Consider the following 17,669-nt stretch of genomic DNA (forward strand, 5'->3'; position numbering starts at 1 on the left):
CCTTGCCGTGCGCACCCCCTGCAATGAAGATCCCCAGCCGCGAACCTCTCGGCAGACGCGGTTCGGACAAAAGGCGAGGGGTATCATTGCCGGAGAAGCCTCCGGGCGATGAATGAGGTTGCGAAGGCTGTTATGTTATTACACGAAACCGTCGCAATGGTATCTAGTGCTGCACCGCCGCCGTTTCGGGTCCGTCCGATGGCGAGAGGCTCAACTTGTTCCACAACTCAGGAGACGAAGCCAATCCCAAACTTACGGCTTCGACGGTCGAACACGTAACCGACTACAACAGAGGTTCCGGCGCGCGTCATCAGAGCAGTCCGCCAAACCGGACAACAGTCAAATCGAAGAGGACAGTTTTGCAGCCGGAACGGCCGACCTGCTCAACCGACAGGTTCTCGGTGGACAAATCGACAATCTCATCGTCATCGCCGCTCATCGAACGCCAGGGGAGTTGCGTAAGCAAGCCGTCGGCCGTGCTGATTGGCGAAATCGCCAAAGATCTAACGGGACATTCGACCAGGAGATTGAGAAGGCAATTGCCGCGCCTAGGCGGCGAATTGCTCCGTGCCATATCTGCAACCTATTGCGCCGGCGCCGAATTGAAATATCGCGCGTACGCTGAACTGAAGGAGACAATCATGAGAAAAACCCTTGGACTACTGGCTGCGGTAATGCTTTGCGTCGCCGGGCCTGCGCACGCCGCGACGGCGCCTTTCTGAAATCATTCGCCGGGAGCTGGGTTGGCAAAGGCACGGTCAAGGTCGATGCCGATTCCCAGCCGATCAAGATCAACTGCAAATTTGCGTCCGACGCAACTGAGAGTTCGCTGTCACTTAATGGCAAATGCACGGCGTACGTCGTGTTCTCGCGAGCCATCGGCGCAGACGTCACGACGAACGGCAAGACATATACGGGGACCTTACACCGGATCGAGCACCGGCCCTGCCGGCCTCAGTGGAAACCGCTCGGGCAACGCCCTGGTCCTTGGCATTCATTGGGCAAAAGAAGTCAATGGCGACCGGGCCGCCCAGTTGAGACTGGAAAAAGTTGGAGACAACGGGATGCGTTTGACGACGATCGACAAGGACCCCGCGACGGGCAAGAACATGTGATCAGCGAGATCAACCTCAGCCGTCCCTAGCGTTTTGATTGCACAGGGTTCCGGCGGCAAAGCGGGAAATCACCCGCCGATCGCCCGGGCTCTATGTGAGCTCGTAGTAAAAATCGCAAATGAGGTCCGCAACTTTAACGGCTTCAAAATCCGTCATGTGCGCGGCTGTCTCCACAGCAACCGTTTCCATATCGTCCTGATCGACGGCTAGAAGATCCAGTATTTTTGCAAACTTGAACTTTAGTTCCCGGTCCCCATCAAATTCATCGAGAGTGACGTGCAAAATGTTCAGATTCGCATCGATCAAGCGCGTTTGTATGCTGTCGGAAGAGGCCGCGAGCGTGCGAATCGCAGCGAAGAAGTGCTCTCGCGCATTAGAATATTGTCCGCCCATTGTTGCTACCTTTGAAGGTGAAACTCGCCTTTGGACGTGAGGCATGAACCGCCACTTACGCTTTTGGCTTTACGGGAGTCAACGATGGAGTAGGGGGTCTCCGAAACCGGTCGGTGGTAAAGCGTCGCTGCCCGAATGGGATTCCAGCATGTATTGAAAGCAAAAGTGCTTGACCAAACGATGCAGAGCCTGCTGGACAATCCGATGGACGTCGTGGAGACGCGGAAAACCACGGCCATTCATTACAGGCGGTGTGGGTAGGTAATGAGCAGAGCTGTAGGATGTTTCCACTAGCATAATGGCGACACGCGGCCTTCGACTTATGGCCACGGAAAAGCAGGACGTAGCGCTTTGGAAGAACATGCTCTAACCGGTTTCACAAACCTGTTGCTCGATTTGCGTTGATGAGCGCCGAACCGCGGCCATTCTTAGCCTGAAGGACTAAGACGCTTCCCGCACTCGCGCGAAGAAAGAGCTCAATACCCTGCAGATCGGCATTCGAAACCATGTGGTTATTTGGGTTTTCCCAACCCTGGAAATAACTAACGCCTCGCCCGCAGGACCGGTTGAACTGCCTGAAGGAACGAAAATTAGCACAAGCAACCATCCATCTGCCGCTCCGTAAATGGTGAACTTTACGCCCGCCCTAGCGTTGTCCGGGCGTAACGGAGAGTTTTAGATTGGGCTGTGTTTTGGGCTAGCGTTTGCGCTGGTCTAGTTGTTTGCGGTGTTGCTGGTCGTTACAGCACATCGGGATCTTCAGAGTTCTCCTACTTTCCATCGCCTGCGGCGTTGGAGAACGGACGCGGGTAGTGAATAGTACTACAGCACAGGTACCAGCCGGATCCCGCGTCTTCAAAAACAAGAATCCGCAGCGGCCGAGGCAGACCGCATATGTGCCCGATCAGGGGCAATCTGTGCGGCCGCTGGGCAGACGCCTGCGCGGTGGCCGCGGCGCCTGTCGGCCAAGCAGAGCCGCCGGTAACTAATATGCCTCCGAGCGGAGCGAAACGGCCAAGTCTTCTTTGCCGTGGACATTGAAGCTCACAACCTCAGCATCCTCGCTAGGGCGGCTTGAGGCGGCGCCTTGCCGAAATCCGACTACCGTTGCTCGGAACCAAAATCCAAGTCGTGCATTTTAGTGGATGCTGTTAGACCAACTCCCCATGTGCTGTTCTTGCTGCGGAGCGCGCGACCACAATTATGAGCACTGCACGCATCTGAACCATAGCAGCCTCTCTGAGGCGCCTGCGCCTTCGAACAAGGGCGATGAACGGCTGCGGCTGGTTCCGGCTCCCAATCCGTCGCTGGGCCGGGTCGATTTTTTGAACACTGACTAAGTCGTCTGCCCGAAGCGGGAAAGTCAAGTGCCACAGCCATTTGCCCGCTCGGTCCCTCCAAGCGGTCAAAAGGGCCGGAAGGCCCGTCGCCCGCTGGCTCCCGGCCGGCGGGCGTTTCATACAACAGCCAGCAGATTAACCCCCTCTGAGGGACTGTATCTTGGACCCAGCCCGGCAACTTGCGGCGGCTCCGGCGGGGTGATCCGCCATTCGAGATCGAACGGGAACGAATGTGGCAGTGCCCAGTTGGGATAGCGACGGGACACGACATGGAGAATTCAAATGACACGCCGACCAACAATTTTGGCCAGCACCGCACTCGGTCTGCTGATCGCGTCCGCGCCGTTCGGACCCTTCGAGCCCCTCAGCGGCGCAGCATTCGGCGCCGCACGGTTCGTCGCATCCGCACCGCCGATTTTTATCAAGTTGAAATGTAAGGAGGGCGAGTCCGCCGAAGCCTGCGCGCTGAGGCAACAGGCTCCGTCCGAAAATGCTGCTCCACTTCCAGCGACCGAACCACAGCCTACTCCAAAACCAAACGAGGCAGCCCCGGCGTCTGAGGCAACTCCTATTCCAGAACCTACCCCACCGGTTGAACCGTCCGCGAAGGAACAGCCTGCTCAACCGGCCGCGCCCGCGCCTTCGTCCGAGCCTGCTCCGGGTGGCGAGCCTGCCCCGGCCCTCGGCGAACAGCCAGCGGAACCGACGAACAAACCCGAAAAGAAACCTGCCGCCGAGCAGCCTGCCGCCGAGGCGCCTGCACCAAAGCAGCCCGTGACTGGAGAGCCACCTTCGACCGACCAGCCGCCTGCAACCTCTGGAAAGCCAGCCAATGGTGAGCCGGCAGCGCCCGCCCAAGGCGAACAGCCAGTCCAGGGCGAGGCACCGGCAGATCCGAACGCCGCACCAGTCCTCGACAGCGAAAAGGATGCAAAACGTCCGGGCAAGGACGGCAAACCGCTGCCCAGCGATGGCGGTCAGGCCGCCGCGCCCGCGGCTACCCCCGCCGACGCAGTACCCCCGCCGGCGGATGACAAGGCAGCGCAGCAGGAAATCAAGCCGGAGAAGATAGTTCCGGTGACGGTGGAAAAGGGCACCCGCCGTGAAAAGGCGCCGGATGGCCAAGCGCCAGAACGCCCTAAAGGCGCCAATGTCCTCTCGGAAATTGCTGGCCGGGTGATCATCCAGTTCAACAATCGGACGATAGTCGAAAGCAATGAAGCACCGCGAATGGGCCGTGGTGCCAAGGATGTGTATTACGAGGATCTACCGGGCGGCCGCACGCGCGAGACGATCATTCGCGACAACGGCAACCAGATCGTCACCATACGCAACCGCAATGGGGACGTCATCCAGCGCTCCCGCATTACGTCCGATGGCCGCGAGTATGTCTTGAGCTACGTCGACGAGCGGTATTATCAGGACATTCAGGATTGGCGCGATCCTGGAGATGACTTGCCGCCGATGCGGCTCACCATCCCGCGCAAGCAATACATTTTAGAGTCCGAGTTGGTCGAGGATGCCGGCGACTACTACACCTTCCTCGAGCAACCGCCCGTGGAAAAAGTCCAGCGCCTCTATTCGGTCGACGAGGTCAAGCGCTCGGCGCGTGTGCGCGACATCGCCCGGCGCGTTGATCTCGACACGTTGAACTTCGAGTCCGGTTCGGCGGCGATCTCGGACAGCGAAGTCAAAAAACTGCAAGGCGTTGCGGACGCAATGGAACGGCTGCTGAAGAAGAACCCGGCCGAAACATTCCTGATCGAAGGCCATACCGACGCCGTCGGTAGCGACAATGCAAACCTGGCCTTGTCCGACCAGCGAGCCGAGGCAGTTGCCGAGGCCCTCACCAACGCCTTTGGCATCGCACCAGAGAACCTGACGACCCAAGGCTACGGCGAGCGCTATCTTAAGGTGAATACGCCAGGGCCCGAACAACAGAACCGCCGCGTCGCTATTCGCCGCATCACGCCGCTGGTGGCGCCCGTCGCCAGCGCCAACTGACCAAGACATCTCGCGATTCGGTAAAGCTCGCCGAATTGCGAGACCTTGCCAGCAACGGACCAATGGCCGGCCGACCCAAGATGCTTCGTCTTGAAACCCCGACGGGGCTTTTTAAAACTTCATTTACCGTCCGGTTTTAGCATCCCACTTGCGGCTAAAGTTCCGCATTCAGGCAACACTGCCCGTCGCTCTCAGTCCACCTACGAGCGACGGGTACCTGCCTCAGGCAACAAGGCGAGGCCTATTATCAAAGTTCCGGAATCTGGCTTAGGCCGTCGACGTATCTAGTCTGGGCGCCGCCGTGCTGGGAGTTGAAGGGATCTTGAGTTCCTCCGGAATGTGCCCGCCTGGCTGCGTGATTTGCGCGGCGCTTGGTCGCCCGGAGTTCATGAAGCATAGACACCGCCCGAAGCCGGGAAAGGGCAGGTTGACGAGGAGACAGTGTCTGTCCGTCTCAAGAACGCCCGGGCCGAAACGCCGCCGCGATTAGGGGATCGATGTCGCTAACCTAGAACCCCGGCGTTAAGTGCCGTATCGACTGCGGGACGTACCGAGCGCTCGACTAAGGCGCTGGTCCGGCCAGATTGACCGGACCAGTACTATTACCTCCTGCAGATGCGAACTCGCTCGATGACGCGGTGGTGATGACGCCAATGCTTGATCAGCACTACGCGGCAATGGTGCCGATGATGCCGATGGTAATAACGGGGCCTATAGCCGTTGTCATACATATTGTAGTATTGGGAATAGCCTTGACCGTAGTAGTCTGGGTACCGATCACGACGATAGTAGTCGTAGTTGTCGTCGCCATAACCACTACCAAAGCCGACAATGACGCCGCCAGCGTTTGCCGGATAGGCGGTGACGGCACAAGTGACTGCGATCACCGATGAGAGAACTAGCTTCCTTATCATCACAACTCTCCCTGAGCTGAGAGTGTCCCGTCGGGACAAAAACGCTCTGGAGCGGAGCTTGTTCCCTAGAAACAGATCGATCGAGATCTGAGCGATGTGACATCCAACGATAATGGCGCCCGCCCTTGCCCCTTTTTGTCAGGAAATGTCATTCCAGGTGATCTCCTGACTCTCAGATCAGTCCGCAGGTCTGGCGCGGGAACGAGCCCGACTTCGTGCCCCACGCCTCGGCCCAAACATCCTGGCTGGGCAAACCGAGAGCGGTTGGGTGTTTTCGGCCCAAAATCGGAATGAAGGCGTCGTTGTAAAGCCAGATCCGTTCCGCGCCCCAAACGACAAACATTGGCTGAGATGAACCCAGGATCAGGTTGACCAGTGTCCTGAGCTCAGTGGGCCATGAGGAAACAGGCCCCACCGACGTCTCGTTCCAAGCCAATGATCCGATGCGGTCAGCCATCTCACCGGCGCCGCGAAACGCAGCACTCCCTTTGTCCTCGCTGGATCCTGCCAAAACGCCCACATATCGAACCGGACAAAACGGCGGAACTTGGTTTTGGTTGCATCGTGATGGCTTGCCGGGAAGCCCTCAGCCGTCAGCGCGTGGCGGCCCCGAAAACAGGTTCGCGCCGACAAGACCTCCTACCGCCGGATTATACTCCGCTCCAAGACGATCGGCACGATATCGGCAAGATAGACCTCAAGGGTGCAGTGGCCTCTGCACTTCAACCCTTCGGAGGTGGCATCTCATGAGCAACAAAACAGTTCACGCGCGGTCAGATGGATCCACCGCTGGTCCGGAGCGCGGCGTCTTAGTCTCTTCGGCGATGACCAGCACGGCTTCGAGTGTCAATGCGATGCCTGACATCAGGGCTGAGATGTCGCTGTTGCCGTCAGGCAGAGCCAACTCAGCCGCCCGAGCTTGCATGCGTGCGCTGTGTCCAATCAATCTCTGTCGAAAATCGTCGTCCATGCCTTCCTCCAAAGGTCAGAGTTTGCGATGCGATGCCGAGCTCCTGAAGGCAACCTCCAATATGCTTGCGCAGAAGAGCCACGGACGCTCGGGTCGGGCGTCCGAGGAATGTCTTAGGCGCTCTGTCCGCCGGTACTTTGGTATCTCTGCGGCCACCCGCTCCACGCTGTACATCAATAGGAGTGGCGGTGTTTTGTTCCGGAGGGCTGCGATTAACGACTGGTGGGATTTCAAATTACCCCTGTACCGCCGTTGGCGCCAAAATGCTTCCATCAATGTAAGTGATCTCGCGAGGCGAGCATGACGAAAAGGGATGCAAGTTCGGCCGGCTGGCCCGCACGACCGATGGGGTATCGTAGCCGAATTCTTTCTGACAGTGGCGGTTGGGGTCGGACGTGCCCGACGCTCGCCAACGATCTTGCCGCTTGCCCACAGCGCGCCTGACACGAAGGTTCGGTCCTGGGGAACCTCCTACGGATGCGGGTAGGCGAAGTGCCCGCGGACCAGAAGCCGCCGATCATGAAGCTGTCGACCGGGTTGCCGGCGCCACGCATTCGGACGCAGCGCCAATTCGTTATGGCGCCCATCCGCACAAGGCAATCACAAATCTGTCGAGGGCGAGGGTGCTCGCTCAATCTGCGGGAGGCATATTGGTCGGTCACATTATTGGCAAAGCATTTAAGCCAACAGCAAAAGAGCGCGACCTGTTCGGTAAGGCTGCGGCTAAGGTCCAGGATACAGCGGACACGTTTCTTGCTGAGCATGCGCGCGGCGCGAAATTGGCCGCCGCACAGGCCTTCGGGTTTGCCAGATACGCCGCTGCGTTCCTGGCTTTATTGGCCGCGGCCAGCGAATATGTCGGCCGAGCGGACGAGCACGATCATAAGCGAAATCACTGATCGGCAGCGCGAGAGCGTTCTGAACGAACATTGGACCTGCCGCCGCGTCCTCCAGTCTACCTCTAATTGGAGTTGGGTTTGAGGGTGAGGGCGGGGAGTTTGTCGCCGTACGGCGCGAGGCGAAGACGCCGACGGTGAAAGAAGGCGCGTGACCCTTAGGACCACGCGCCTCAGCCATCTGTTACGATGTGCGCAAGGTCGTTTGTAGGATTAGCGTTTAACCATTCGCGCCACGGCAATCAAAATACACGCGCCGATGAAGCCGGCGACAAGATAGCCGAGCCACCCGGCCAACGATACGCCCAGCAGCCCAAGAAGAACGTTGGCGACGATTGCGCCGACGATCCCCAAAATGATGTTCATGAGCACACCCATGTTGCTTTTCATGAACATCTCGGCAAGCCAGCCCGCCACACCGCCGATGACAATTGCTGCTATCCAACCGACACCTGGATTTTCCATATTTTCCCCTTTTCCTGGAACCTCAATTGGTTCGGCGGGAAACGTGTCGAACGCCAATAAAGTTCCGGGGACATCAGGTGGTTTCAGTATTCCCGCTCATACCGGATACCTCGTCTAAACTCGGCCCCTGCGGAAGGAACCATTCGCTTCGCTTGCACTTTCTCCCGAAGCCAATTCGGGCATATGGAGCATCATGATGAAAACGCTAGCCGATATTTTCGAGCATACCCTCCAGGACATGTATTACGCGGAAAACTCGATCACCAAGGCTTTGCCCAAAGTGGCCGCGGCCGCGAAGGACGCCAAGCTGAAGAAAGCGGCCGAGGATCATCTCGCGGAGACGAAGGGGCAGATCAAGAAGTTGGAGCAGGTGTTCAAGTCGATCGGCAAGAAGGTTTCCGGCGAGAAATGCGACGCCATCGAGGGGCTCATAAAGGAAGCCGACGGACTGATGGAGGAAGCGTCAGGGACAGCCCTCGATGCAGGGCTGCTGGCGGCCTGTCAGGCCGTCGAGCACTACGAGATTTCCAGGTACGGCTCTCTTCGGGAATGGGCAAAGGAACTTGGGCATGACGAGGCGCACAAGCTGCTCAGCGAGATCCTTGACGAGGAGAAGGCCACCAACAACAAGCTGACGAACCTTGCGGTTACGTCGATCAACAGGACAAATTGATCAGCTGGAGCGCCGGTTGGTTCCCACAGACAGGCTCTCGGTTTAAACACCGAGGGCCCCTGTAGTCGATGGCTGGCAGACCGCGATCTTCGGAGCGGACGCCAGGTCAGATCAGCCATAAATCAAATCTTCAAGATAATCTGGCAAGCTTTCCCGTTGCCGTCCGGACGAAGGTCCAGGTGGAGGGAGGTCCATCGTTTTGTCAGAGCACGTCGAAGCGCAGGAGGACCCTGCCATATCGGCAGAAGTTGACCGCCTCCTGGCGCGGCGCACGCGAGATATCCGCCTCACAGGCGAGATCAACCGTCTGTTTCGAGCGCGTGTCTGGGCGCAAACAGCGAAGATAATCCGCGCGTGGATGATCTGGGTGGCTTTCCTGGATGTGCTGACCCTGGCGCTAAATATGGTGATGCTCCCCAAGCCAATCGCGCTGTCCCTGCTCCTGCCAGGTGCCATCATTCCGCCTGTCGTAGTGGCCGTCTTCCTTGTCTGGCGAAAACCGCGGGCGCCCTGGCTCCAGGGGGCCTCGCTGATTGGAGGCATGTTCCTCATCTTGCTATCGGTAGCATTGGTCGGCGTCAGCGCTGGTGGCGAGTTCTACGAACGGCATTTGAGCATCATGCTCTTCGTGGCCATTACCGCCATCATCATCTTCGGCGTTCCGCTGGCATGGACGATGGCAATCGCCGCCTTGCCGCTCGGCCTCTATCTCGGTTTCCAGTTGCGGAACCCGGCAATCGAATTCGGCAGCGCGGCTGCTGCGACACTGTTTTTCACCAGCGGGATCTTCGCGACGGTCGCCGCGCGGCGCATCATGACAATTCTTGCTCAAAAAACGTTCCTGTTTGAGCTTCGTGATCGGCGGCGGGTCGCCGAGCTGGCGCAAGCGAACGATCGCCTGCAACTCCTGGCGAGCACCGATCCGCTCACCGGCATCGCCAACCGGCGCTGGATGACCGAGTTGCTCGACGTCCTGTGGGGCGATGGCGGAAAATGTCCCGACGGTGCCGCCATGCTGATGTGCGACATTGACGACTTCAAGAAGTTGAACGATCGCCTTGGTCATGCCGAGGGCGATCGCTGTCTGGTCGAGGTCGCCTGCATGATCCGGGAAGGCGTGAGGCGTGATTGCGACCACGTGGCCCGATACGGCGGCGAAGAGTTTCTCGTGCTTCTCGTCGGTGTGGGCGAGGCAGAGGCGTTGACCGTGGCTGAGCGCATTCGTGAGAGCGTTGAGGCCGCTGCCCTTCCTAACCCGGCATCCCGGGTGTCGCGCCACGTCACACTCAGCATTGGTGTTGCCGTTCAGACGGCCGACGAGGCCATTTCCCCGGAGCAGTTGCAGCGTCAGGCGGATGGCGCTCTATCTTGCCAAGCAAACCGGCCGCAACCGCGTAGTGCTCGACAAACAGGAAACGCCCGGGCGCAAAATTATTCAGTCGACTGGCTGACGCCGCCACGTGCCAGCGTGGCGCCATGCTTATGTAGGATACAATGGCTGATGGCGTGCGAAACGATCAAACACGTTGGAAATCGGTGTTAGGAGACGAGTTTTGCAATCGGGGCTTATTAGCTCACACTGAATGATGGCGCACTCGCCTGAAATGGGGCAGGTATGCCCCAATGCAATTCTCCAACCGCAAAATCGTCCGGCTAACGACCGCATCCCTGCTGATAGGGTTTGCAGCGCTTGTGGCCATTGTCGCTACCAATTTCTGGTTGGGACAGCGGGCTCAATCCTATTTCGACAATGCGATTGAAGCGCGCGACACGCGTGTCGCTGCTGTCGAATTGAGAAATGCAATGCAGACGGCCGAGGCAAGCCAGCGAGGTTTTGTCATCACCGGGAACGAGATATATCTGGGGCCTTACCAAACCGCCAAGGCGCAAGCGCAGCGTCATCTGCAGGCGCTGCAACCCCTGCTGAAGTTCTATCCCAATTCGGAGCCTACACTGGAAAGGCTATCCGCAATCATCACCGCCAAGTGTGATGAGCTGGACCAGACGATCGCTCTCAAACGAGATCAGCGCGACGCCGATATATTGGCGATCTTCCGCACGAACAGGGGCAAGGCTCTGACCGATGAAGCCAATGTCTTCTTTTCGGGCATCATTGTCCAAGCGGATGACCGGCTAACGTCCGGTGTCGCCGAACAACGTGCCAACAGTGCATGGCTGCGGCTCGTTTCGGCAATCGGCGGATTGGTCATCGTTGCCGTGGTTGGCGGAGCAGCCTATGGGGCCGCTCGCTACACCAGAGAACTTCGCGATACCCGCGACGAGGTCAATGCGCTTAATGACAGACTGGAGCAACGTGTCGCCACCCGGACCGAGGACCTCGCGAAGGCGCGCGATCGTGCCGAAGTGCTTTTGTCAGAGGTCAATCACAGGGTCGCCAACAGCCTAGCTCTTGTCTCGTCTCTCGTGAACCTGCAGTCGAAGGCCGTCGGAGATCGCGCGGCCAAGGATGCGCTGGCCGAAACCCAAGAGCGCATCTTTGCGATCTCGCTGGTGCACAAGCGCTTGTATGGTTCGTCCAATGTTCGCTCTGTCAACCTGGATGAATATCTAGCCGGGCTGCTCGATCACCTGCGCACATCGATGCGCAGCCAGGCTCACGGTGTTGGCTTGTCTTACACCATCGAGCCAATCGACCTCGAAACGGACACCTGCATCAATTTGGGCGTTGTGGTAACTGAACTGGTCACCAACGCTTTCAAGTACGCATATCCGGATGGTGTGGGAGAAGTCCGCGTCCGGCTCAGCAAGCTGCCAGGCGAGCAGGCGGAGTTGGTGGTCGATGACGACGGAGTTGGAAAGGCAGACAGCGCGCCCGCCAAAGGGACCGGTGTTGGGAGCAGGATCATCAATGCAATGTGCATGAGTCTTGGCTCCAAGATCGACTATCGAAATCGCCAGCCTGGCACCGCCGCTCATTTGGTGTTTTCGACAAAGCCACGGCGCGTTGTCGCAGCATAGTAGACCGCGCTATCACAAGGTGGAACACTGACTGCGAGGACCAAGTCACCGCAGCGTCGAGGGGGCAACCGTGTTTGACCTGAAGAAAATTGCCGGTCGATGGCCGATCTGGTCAGCGATGGCTTTGCTTGCGATCGCTATATCTGGGGGGAGCACAATCGCGGTCGCCCAAGAGGGCGCCCCAGGCATCACGCAGCGGACGGTATTTCCCACCTTCGATCCAAACGCGCCCAAATGCAACGCGCCGGCTGGTCTTGAAAGGGTGTTGGCATACGTGCAGGAAAACGAGCGCGACTTCCTGCAAGGCGTCGACCACGGTCTGTCGATGGCTGCAAAAAACCGCGGCCTGGAATATCGAAGAGTTCTGGCGGAAAACGATGTGGGTAAGGCGATAGCCCACGTGCAGTCTCTCGTCGCGGCGAAGGTTGGTGCCATGGTTGCCACCTCTTCGGACCCAGTGGCTTTCAGTCCGGCTCTTCAGCAGGCGATCTCGTCGGGAGCGTTTGTGGGCACGATCGTGCCTCCACCAGCGACGCTGCTGCTCAATGCTCCGCAATATCGAACCGGCAAGGTGCTGACCGATGCAGCCATTGAGCATATCAACACCAAGCTGGGCGGTAAGGCCAAGGTCGTTCTGCTGACCCAGGATACGATGGAGTTTCTGGCGCCCCGTTTCACCGCAATGCGCGATGGCCTGAATGCGATGCCGGGCGTGATCATCGTCGCCGACATCGCGCCCAAGCCAGTTACCAAGGAAGGCGGCGCCGCCACCATGAAAACCATCCTGCTGGCCAATCCGGATGTCGACGTCGTGCTCGGGGCGGATGCCGTCGTATTGGGCGCCCTGGAGGCATTGCGCTCGGCGGGCAAAGACCGACCTGACCAATTTCTCGGCGGCATTGATGGCGAGCCGGAAGCTGTTGCTGAAATCAGGAAAGGAAACAGTCCTTACAAAGCGAGTATCTCGTTGTCCTCGCCCGTCTTCGGATATGCCATGGGGCAGTTTGCAGCCGACTGGCTCGAGGGCAAAAGCATCCCGCAGGCGATGGACATCCTTCCCATCGCCCTGACAAGTGCCAACCTCGCGCAATACGAAGCCGATCTGCTGGACCCGGCCTCGGTGTATGCCGAGGCGGCGCGGCGGGATACCTACCTCAAGATGTATGGAAACATCTGCTATGACAGCCGCGACCGATATATAAATTTCCCCTGGTCGTCTGAGCAGAAGTAGCCATGCGGTGCCGGACAGTCCCAGTGTCAGGCTCTACAGCGCTCCATCTTACCAAGCACCGGCCGCAACCAATTTTACCTGGAGAAGTGAGCTTCATCAGGGCAGGACCAGTTGAGGCGTCGTCATCATCGTCCCGATGCTAACCAAGATATGTGCCGATCTTGGTCCACTCGCGCCGTGGAGGGGCGAGCCACTACTACAGGAGTAGATTGTATGCCCCTCCGCAAAAAGACCCGGACCGGATAGAACGCTCCACCCGCGAAGCTCGGGCCACGGTTGAAGCCGGGCGCACGGAGCGCGGGGCAAAGACTGCGCGTCATAGGGAAACAGCGCCTATCACAGCAAGTGGCAGTGCAAGCCAAAGCGACGCCAATGAAGCTGAAACGACAGCGCCAAAATGACGGCTGCGCAGCGTCACGGGCCATTTTCGATCGCCTGGAACTTCGAAGATTTTAGCCGGTTAGCATGAGCAGTGCTCGCGCTGCAAACCGGCCAATGCACCACCGGTTTGGCCCGTGCCTTTCGCAACAGGGGCACGGGCTAAAATTCTCTTGATATGAAACCCATGCCGCCCAGAGCCGTTACTTCACTGATCCTCCAGTGGGATCAAGATGGACCCCTCCAGGTCCGTAGAAGGCCCTGCTTGTACCGGCAGGGCCTTCTGAATCTGGACGCTTGCAAACGCGCAGACGCTAGCCGCCATCACTTCCGGATCGCCGCGCAAAGGGAAGAACGTTGCTGTTCACCGACCGGCGGCTGTGCATTTCTCGATAGAGAAGGACCAGCATCACCATTTCAGCACTGCCGGCTGCTAGCTTCGTCGGCAGCGTCTGCATCAGGCTATCCAGGCTAGCCTGATCGGTGTGGAGATATGAGATTTGAAGGCGTCAACGCTCTCTATAAGCGTTGCGATCAATTCCGCTGAGTTCTGCTGCATTATCGACAGTCCATCCTCCAACAGTGGCGGAGGCTTAACGTCCATAAATTGAGCGAAGTTTCGGAATTTGCGGTCACAAAATCTTTCAAAGGGACAGACGTTGACCATTGTGGCCTTCACATTTTGAAGGAACCACAGCCAGTGGTCGCTCGTTTATTTGTCGCCAGGGCCTTCCTGGCTACTCCAGACCAAATTGCCGCTAGCTCACGCCGACGGGCTTTTTTGCTTTATGGTCCGGAACTACCTTCAACTAAGACTGTTGTAGCTCACCCGGCCAGTGCTCCCTCAGCGCTTGCCGGCGACCAAGATGCCCGCATCGTGGTCCGGCCCGCGCCGCCTTGACCGAACGCGCGGGCCATCCCTCCCAGGACCATCCGGAATGAGACAGCGTGCCGAAAAATTTCTGGGTGAATGGATCGAGAAATACGACTTGATCCAAGGTTGCTCCGGCCGCGACCAGGCAGAGATTGAGCAGCTGGCAAGACGCCTTATGGCCGACGCTGAGGCAGAGGGTATCAGCGAAAACGAGCTGACCGAAGCGTTCGGCGACGACACGCGGCTCTCGGCTTTAGCCGATCTGCTTGGCCCGTTGGCTTGAAGTGCCATTGACGGTAGACGGGCGGTAGCAAGTTCTACAATTTCTGGTTTGATCGGAAACCTTATCTACAAATCCGCGTTTCGTCAGCACGGCTGCATTCAAGCAGCTGCGTATGGAGGAATTCTGATGAATTCGAAGATGCTCATTATCGGCGCTACGTTCGCTCTTATGACCGGATCGGCCTTTGCAGGTACTTCGACCGGCACGTCGGCTCTCGATGATCCGGCGAAGATGTCGCCATTCTTTACCGATGCCGGCATGAAGACCATGAAAACTGAAGCTGAAATCAAGGCCGCGTGGATGGCCATGTCGGAAGAGGATCGCGCCGGCATGATGAAGGAGTGTGGCGACGAGGCGATCGCCAAGGCTCACGACAACTTCTGCAAAATGACAAAGCAGCTCGGCGGCGCCAACTAGCTACTGATCATTTCCGACAGCCCGCTGCCGAAGGGTGGCGGGCTTTGTCGATTGCGGTCGAACCGCGCTTGTGAACTGAGCGCGCCCAGAGCCAATGCTCAGCTGACATCAGCGCGACCATGTCCATGATCAGAGAATTCCGGCAGAATGAGTGGATCGGACGGCCATTTAGCGACGGCGGGCTGCGCCCCAAACTTTTTGGGTCGCGCCCCAGCCGGAATTGCATGCGCGTATGGGAGAAATTCGGATATCAGATTCGATTTAGGAAAAATTTGACCAGACATGTCTCTTTATCGCGTCCCTCCCGTGTCGTGAACGTCAATTCCAAACCTCCTGTTAGTTTGACGTGCTTAGCGGTGGCTTCGCACTTCATGGCCGGAATTTGAGTCTAGGCTTGGCGAAACCAACATTGCCGGCATGGCCCCAGAAGGTCCACGAAAGAATTCCGACGGTGTGGAATTAACGGTCGTAAGCGGGTCTGTTTCGATTGGGCTGGTGGAGCGTTGTCCGCACAATAGAATTCCGCACATAGTTTCCGTACACGAACTGCTCTTGATCCGCTGATTAAAGGGGGGGCGCCTGTTCCTGTACGGAGAACGATCGTTTCGTATAGCAAAAATCCCTGAGGTCCAGGAACTGTCGATGGCAGCAATTCGCTGTCACTTGGCCAATGAATGATTGCCACAAGGAGGATGAGCGCGAGTGCCATTCCGACCCACGAGCGGGCGCGCATCGACCAGCCCATCGCGAGCAGAATGAGGAGGTTGACCGAGGCATCTTCTAGAAAGTCAATGTTGTCGGCGAATAGTGACACCGAGCCGATGGCAAGCGCCACGGCGAACTCAACGCCGAAATAGGAGAGGTTCAGCAGCGAGACTAGCAGGACGCGTCGGCGTTCAAAGCCGCAATCACTAAACCAACCACCAAAATCTGGCCACGCCGATGGCCACACGAAAGCCGTCAGTAGCCCTGCAGCGGAACGCATGCCGCACACCGTCCAGCGCCCGCGTCCAGGTGGTGTCGATGCCGGCATCCCCGATGTTCTAGAAGACGATGCGGCGAGGTCGACCTTCCCGAAGGCGGCGTTCTCGGGCGCTCATATAGGCTTCCGGCAAGGCGAGCATCGGATCGAAGGTGATCGCCCGCTCCGCCCTCGACGTCTTGATGTGGATGTGCGCCGGCGCGCCGGCGCGCCGGTGCCGTCGCCGAAGCGGTCCGTCACGCCATTCGGCCCGTTAACAAGCAGGCTGCCTTGCCGCACCAGGCTGTCGAGGACATGACGCAGCAGCATATTCATGGCATTCGGTCTCGCAAATTGCCGCGGCAAACGGCAGGCAAATCATCGTGACGTTTGCTGGATGGCTTGGGCTTGCGGCTCGCGCGACAAGTCCGTCGCCAAACGGCAAGCGTATCAAGCACCAACGAGAAGGATGAGGACTAAGTTGCGCTTGCCAGGAACGCCAGCAGATCCTTGGTGAAGCGGTCCTTATGGGTCGCGAAGAGCCCGTGTGGCGCGCCTTCATATTCGATCAGGATCGAGCCGGAAATTCCCGCCGCCGCCGCCCGGCCTGCCGCATCGATCGGCACCGTCTTGTCTTCGGTTCCGTGGATGATCAGCGTGGGCACATTGAACGCGGGAAGATCAGGCCGAAAGTCTGTGGTGGCAAAGGCTCCGGCGCATGCGAGCGTCGGCTTGAGGCCGGCCATCATGGAGACGCTGCACGACCATCCGAGGACTTCTTCGCTGACAGATTGGTCGAACATTCCAACGCCATAGAAATCCTTGAAGAAGCCCGCGAAGAAATGTGCGCGGTCGGCTTTCATCTGTTTGGTCATGTCGTCAAACGTGGCCTTGGGTGTCCCTTTGGGATTGTCCTCGGTCTTCAGCATGAACGGAACCACTGACGAGATCAAAGCCGCCTGTTTCACGCCTTTGCCGCCATGGCGCTCGCCGACGACCTGGCCGATGTCATGAAAGAGACGCACGCCGAAGATGCTTCGATCATCGGCTTTTCGATGGGTGGCGGCGAAGTCGCCCGCTACATGTCTCGTATCATAGTCATACCCCGTCCAAGGCTGATCGGAGTGTCCGAATCCGCGGCGGTCGTAGGCGATCGCGCGCATTCCGGCATCTGCAATTGCCATCGCCTGATCGTCCCAGCTGTCGGCCGAAAGCGGCCATCCGTGCATGAGGATCACTGGGCGACCGCTGCCCCAGTCCTTGACATGGAGTTCGGTGCCGTCACGTGTTTTGATGATTGTCATTTGGGAAATGCCTTTCGATAAGTTGTGACTGGGCCGCCGGAGGGTAACGATAGCCCCCAGCCGACATTGCGGGTGGCCGGGGCTATCGAGAAGCGAGAAGGCACGGAACAATTTCCGCACAGGACAAAGAACTGTACAAAACCTACAAAGGTTTCATATCCCGTTGAAATTATTTATGAATCAGCCGAAAAAGCATGGAGCTTCGCTCCCCAGGCTGGCCGCCAGGTATATTCAAGCTCAAGTCCTGATCACGCCACTTGTTCCACCGGCTCGCAACAAACGACGCGCTAATCGATTGTCGGAACAAGGGTATGGTCAAAGTTTGTCACCATGCACTGAACGGTCGCGGGTGTTTGAGACCCGCAGTACTCCGGTCCTTGTGGAACAAAACGATGGATGACTGCGCCGTGCCGGCCTGGGTTTTGTATTGGCAGACCGGGCGTCTAGCGCAGGGTCGCACCGCAAAGGTCCG

General features: G+C 58.3%; 14 protein-coding genes and 2 pseudogenes. 9 read left to right on the plus strand and 7 right to left on the minus strand.

Going from position 1 to position 17,669, the window contains the following annotated elements:
* Nucleotides 1-112 precede the first annotated feature (112 nt).
* Complete coding sequence (locus AC0V8S_RS21910; RefSeq protein ID WP_475433311.1) at nt 113-625, plus strand: baeRF12 domain-containing protein; 513 nt, start codon at nt 113-115, stop codon at nt 623-625.
* Nucleotides 626-1,205: 580 nt separating this feature from the next.
* On the opposite strand, the gene AC0V8S_RS21915 is transcribed toward AC0V8S_RS21910, so the two are convergent.
* Nucleotides 1,206-1,508, minus strand: coding sequence for a hypothetical protein (locus AC0V8S_RS21915; RefSeq protein ID WP_183454655.1), 303 nt, complete (start codon nt 1,506-1,508; stop codon nt 1,206-1,208).
* A 1,622-nt stretch (nt 1,509-3,130) separates the two neighbouring features.
* Here AC0V8S_RS21915 and AC0V8S_RS21920 point away from each other — a divergent pair.
* Nucleotides 3,131-4,852 (plus strand): OmpA family protein, encoded by a 1,722-nt coding sequence (locus AC0V8S_RS21920; RefSeq protein WP_475433313.1) that lies wholly within the window; start codon nt 3,131-3,133, stop codon nt 4,850-4,852.
* A 1,086-nt stretch (nt 4,853-5,938) separates the two neighbouring features.
* Here AC0V8S_RS21920 and AC0V8S_RS21925 read toward each other — a convergent pair.
* Entirely contained in the window at nt 5,939-6,223 is a 285-nt protein-coding gene (locus tag AC0V8S_RS21925; protein ID WP_475433315.1) for a hypothetical protein, read from the minus strand.
* A 306-nt stretch (nt 6,224-6,529) separates the two neighbouring features.
* On the minus strand, nt 6,530-6,736 hold the full coding sequence (locus AC0V8S_RS21930; protein WP_475433317.1) for a hypothetical protein: 207 nt from the start codon (nt 6,734-6,736) through the stop codon (nt 6,530-6,532).
* A gap of 650 nt (nt 6,737-7,386) precedes the next feature.
* Between AC0V8S_RS21930 and AC0V8S_RS21935 the strand changes: the two genes are divergently transcribed.
* Complete coding sequence (locus AC0V8S_RS21935; RefSeq protein ID WP_475433319.1) at nt 7,387-7,635, plus strand: hypothetical protein; 249 nt, start codon at nt 7,387-7,389, stop codon at nt 7,633-7,635.
* Between the two features lie 210 nt (nt 7,636-7,845).
* Here the strand turns inward: AC0V8S_RS21935 and AC0V8S_RS21940 are convergent, their stop codons facing one another.
* The gene (locus AC0V8S_RS21940) at nt 7,846-8,097 is read right to left on the minus strand and encodes a GlsB/YeaQ/YmgE family stress response membrane protein (RefSeq protein ID WP_475438672.1); all 252 of its coding nucleotides are present in this window, start codon (nt 8,095-8,097) and stop codon (nt 7,846-7,848) included.
* Between the two features lie 196 nt (nt 8,098-8,293).
* Here AC0V8S_RS21940 and AC0V8S_RS21945 point away from each other — a divergent pair, with 196 nt between their 5' ends.
* The 4 genes and pseudogenes from AC0V8S_RS21945 (at nt 8,294) to AC0V8S_RS21960 (ending at nt 12,980) form a co-directional block, all read left to right on the plus strand.
* Nucleotides 8,294-8,770, plus strand: a complete 477-nt coding sequence (locus AC0V8S_RS21945; RefSeq protein WP_475433320.1) for a YciE/YciF ferroxidase family protein — start codon at nt 8,294-8,296, stop codon at nt 8,768-8,770.
* Between the two features lie 193 nt (nt 8,771-8,963).
* Nucleotides 8,964-10,221: pseudogene (locus AC0V8S_RS21950) on the plus strand (GGDEF domain-containing protein).
* A gap of 172 nt (nt 10,222-10,393) precedes the next feature.
* Nucleotides 10,394-11,749: a sensor histidine kinase gene (locus tag AC0V8S_RS21955; RefSeq protein WP_475433322.1), complete on the plus strand. Its 1,356-nt coding sequence runs from the start codon at nt 10,394-10,396 to the stop codon at nt 11,747-11,749.
* A 70-nt stretch (nt 11,750-11,819) separates the two neighbouring features.
* Nucleotides 11,820-12,980 carry a sugar ABC transporter substrate-binding protein gene (locus AC0V8S_RS21960; protein ID WP_475433324.1) on the plus strand — a complete coding sequence of 387 codons (1,161 nt, stop codon included), beginning with the start codon at nt 11,820-11,822 and terminating at the stop codon, nt 12,978-12,980.
* 692 nt (nt 12,981-13,672) lie between these two features.
* Here the strand turns inward: AC0V8S_RS21960 and AC0V8S_RS21965 are convergent.
* On the minus strand, nt 13,673-13,816 hold the full coding sequence (locus tag AC0V8S_RS21965; RefSeq protein ID WP_475433326.1) for a hypothetical protein: 144 nt from the start codon (nt 13,814-13,816) through the stop codon (nt 13,673-13,675).
* A 480-nt stretch (nt 13,817-14,296) separates the two neighbouring features.
* Between AC0V8S_RS21965 and AC0V8S_RS21970 the strand changes: the two genes are divergently transcribed.
* Together AC0V8S_RS21970 and AC0V8S_RS21975 are read left to right on the plus strand one after the other, a co-directional pair.
* The gene (locus tag AC0V8S_RS21970) at nt 14,297-14,515 is read left to right on the plus strand and encodes a hypothetical protein (RefSeq protein ID WP_475433328.1); all 219 of its coding nucleotides are present in this window, start codon (nt 14,297-14,299) and stop codon (nt 14,513-14,515) included.
* Nucleotides 14,516-14,641: 126 nt separating this feature from the next.
* The gene (locus AC0V8S_RS21975) at nt 14,642-14,932 is read left to right on the plus strand and encodes a hypothetical protein (RefSeq protein WP_475433330.1); all 291 of its coding nucleotides are present in this window, start codon (nt 14,642-14,644) and stop codon (nt 14,930-14,932) included.
* A 682-nt stretch (nt 14,933-15,614) separates the two neighbouring features.
* Here AC0V8S_RS21975 and AC0V8S_RS21980 read toward each other — a convergent pair.
* Nucleotides 15,615-15,884, minus strand: a pseudogene (locus AC0V8S_RS21980) (hypothetical protein); the annotation flags it as partial.
* A 485-nt stretch (nt 15,885-16,369) separates the two neighbouring features.
* On the minus strand, nt 16,370-17,197 hold the full coding sequence (locus tag AC0V8S_RS21985; RefSeq protein ID WP_475433331.1) for an alpha/beta fold hydrolase: 828 nt from the start codon (nt 17,195-17,197) through the stop codon (nt 16,370-16,372).
* Nucleotides 17,198-17,669: the final 472 nt, after the last annotated feature.

The sequence above is a fragment of the Mesorhizobium oxytropidicola genome (genome assembly GCF_056174625.1).

Bases quoted from the DNA above. Each gene is read 5' to 3' on its own strand.
- AC0V8S_RS21985 (WP_475433331.1), bottom strand. From the start codon at position 17,197: ATGACAATCATCAAAACACGTGACGGCACCGAACTCCATGTCAAGGAC.
- AC0V8S_RS21965 (WP_475433326.1), bottom strand. From the start codon at position 13,816: ATGCAGACGCTGCCGACGAAGCTAGCAGCCGGCAGTGCTGAAATGGTG.
- AC0V8S_RS21930 (WP_475433317.1), bottom strand. From the start codon at position 6,736: ATGGACGACGATTTTCGACAGAGATTGATTGGACACAGCGCACGCATG.
- AC0V8S_RS21945 (WP_475433320.1), top strand. From the start codon at position 8,294: ATGAAAACGCTAGCCGATATTTTCGAGCATACCCTCCAGGACATGTAT.
- AC0V8S_RS21920 (WP_475433313.1), top strand. From the start codon at position 3,131: ATGACACGCCGACCAACAATTTTGGCCAGCACCGCACTCGGTCTGCTG.
- AC0V8S_RS21925 (WP_475433315.1), bottom strand. From the start codon at position 6,223: ATGGCTGACCGCATCGGATCATTGGCTTGGAACGAGACGTCGGTGGGG.
- AC0V8S_RS21940 (WP_475438672.1), bottom strand. From the start codon at position 8,097: ATGGAAAATCCAGGTGTCGGTTGGATAGCAGCAATTGTCATCGGCGGT.
- AC0V8S_RS21915 (WP_183454655.1), bottom strand. From the start codon at position 1,508: ATGGGCGGACAATATTCTAATGCGCGAGAGCACTTCTTCGCTGCGATT.
- AC0V8S_RS21970 (WP_475433328.1), top strand. From the start codon at position 14,297: ATGAGACAGCGTGCCGAAAAATTTCTGGGTGAATGGATCGAGAAATAC.
- AC0V8S_RS21910 (WP_475433311.1), top strand. From the start codon at position 113: ATGAGGTTGCGAAGGCTGTTATGTTATTACACGAAACCGTCGCAATGG.
- AC0V8S_RS21975 (WP_475433330.1), top strand. From the start codon at position 14,642: ATGAATTCGAAGATGCTCATTATCGGCGCTACGTTCGCTCTTATGACC.
- AC0V8S_RS21955 (WP_475433322.1), top strand. From the start codon at position 10,394: ATGCAATTCTCCAACCGCAAAATCGTCCGGCTAACGACCGCATCCCTG.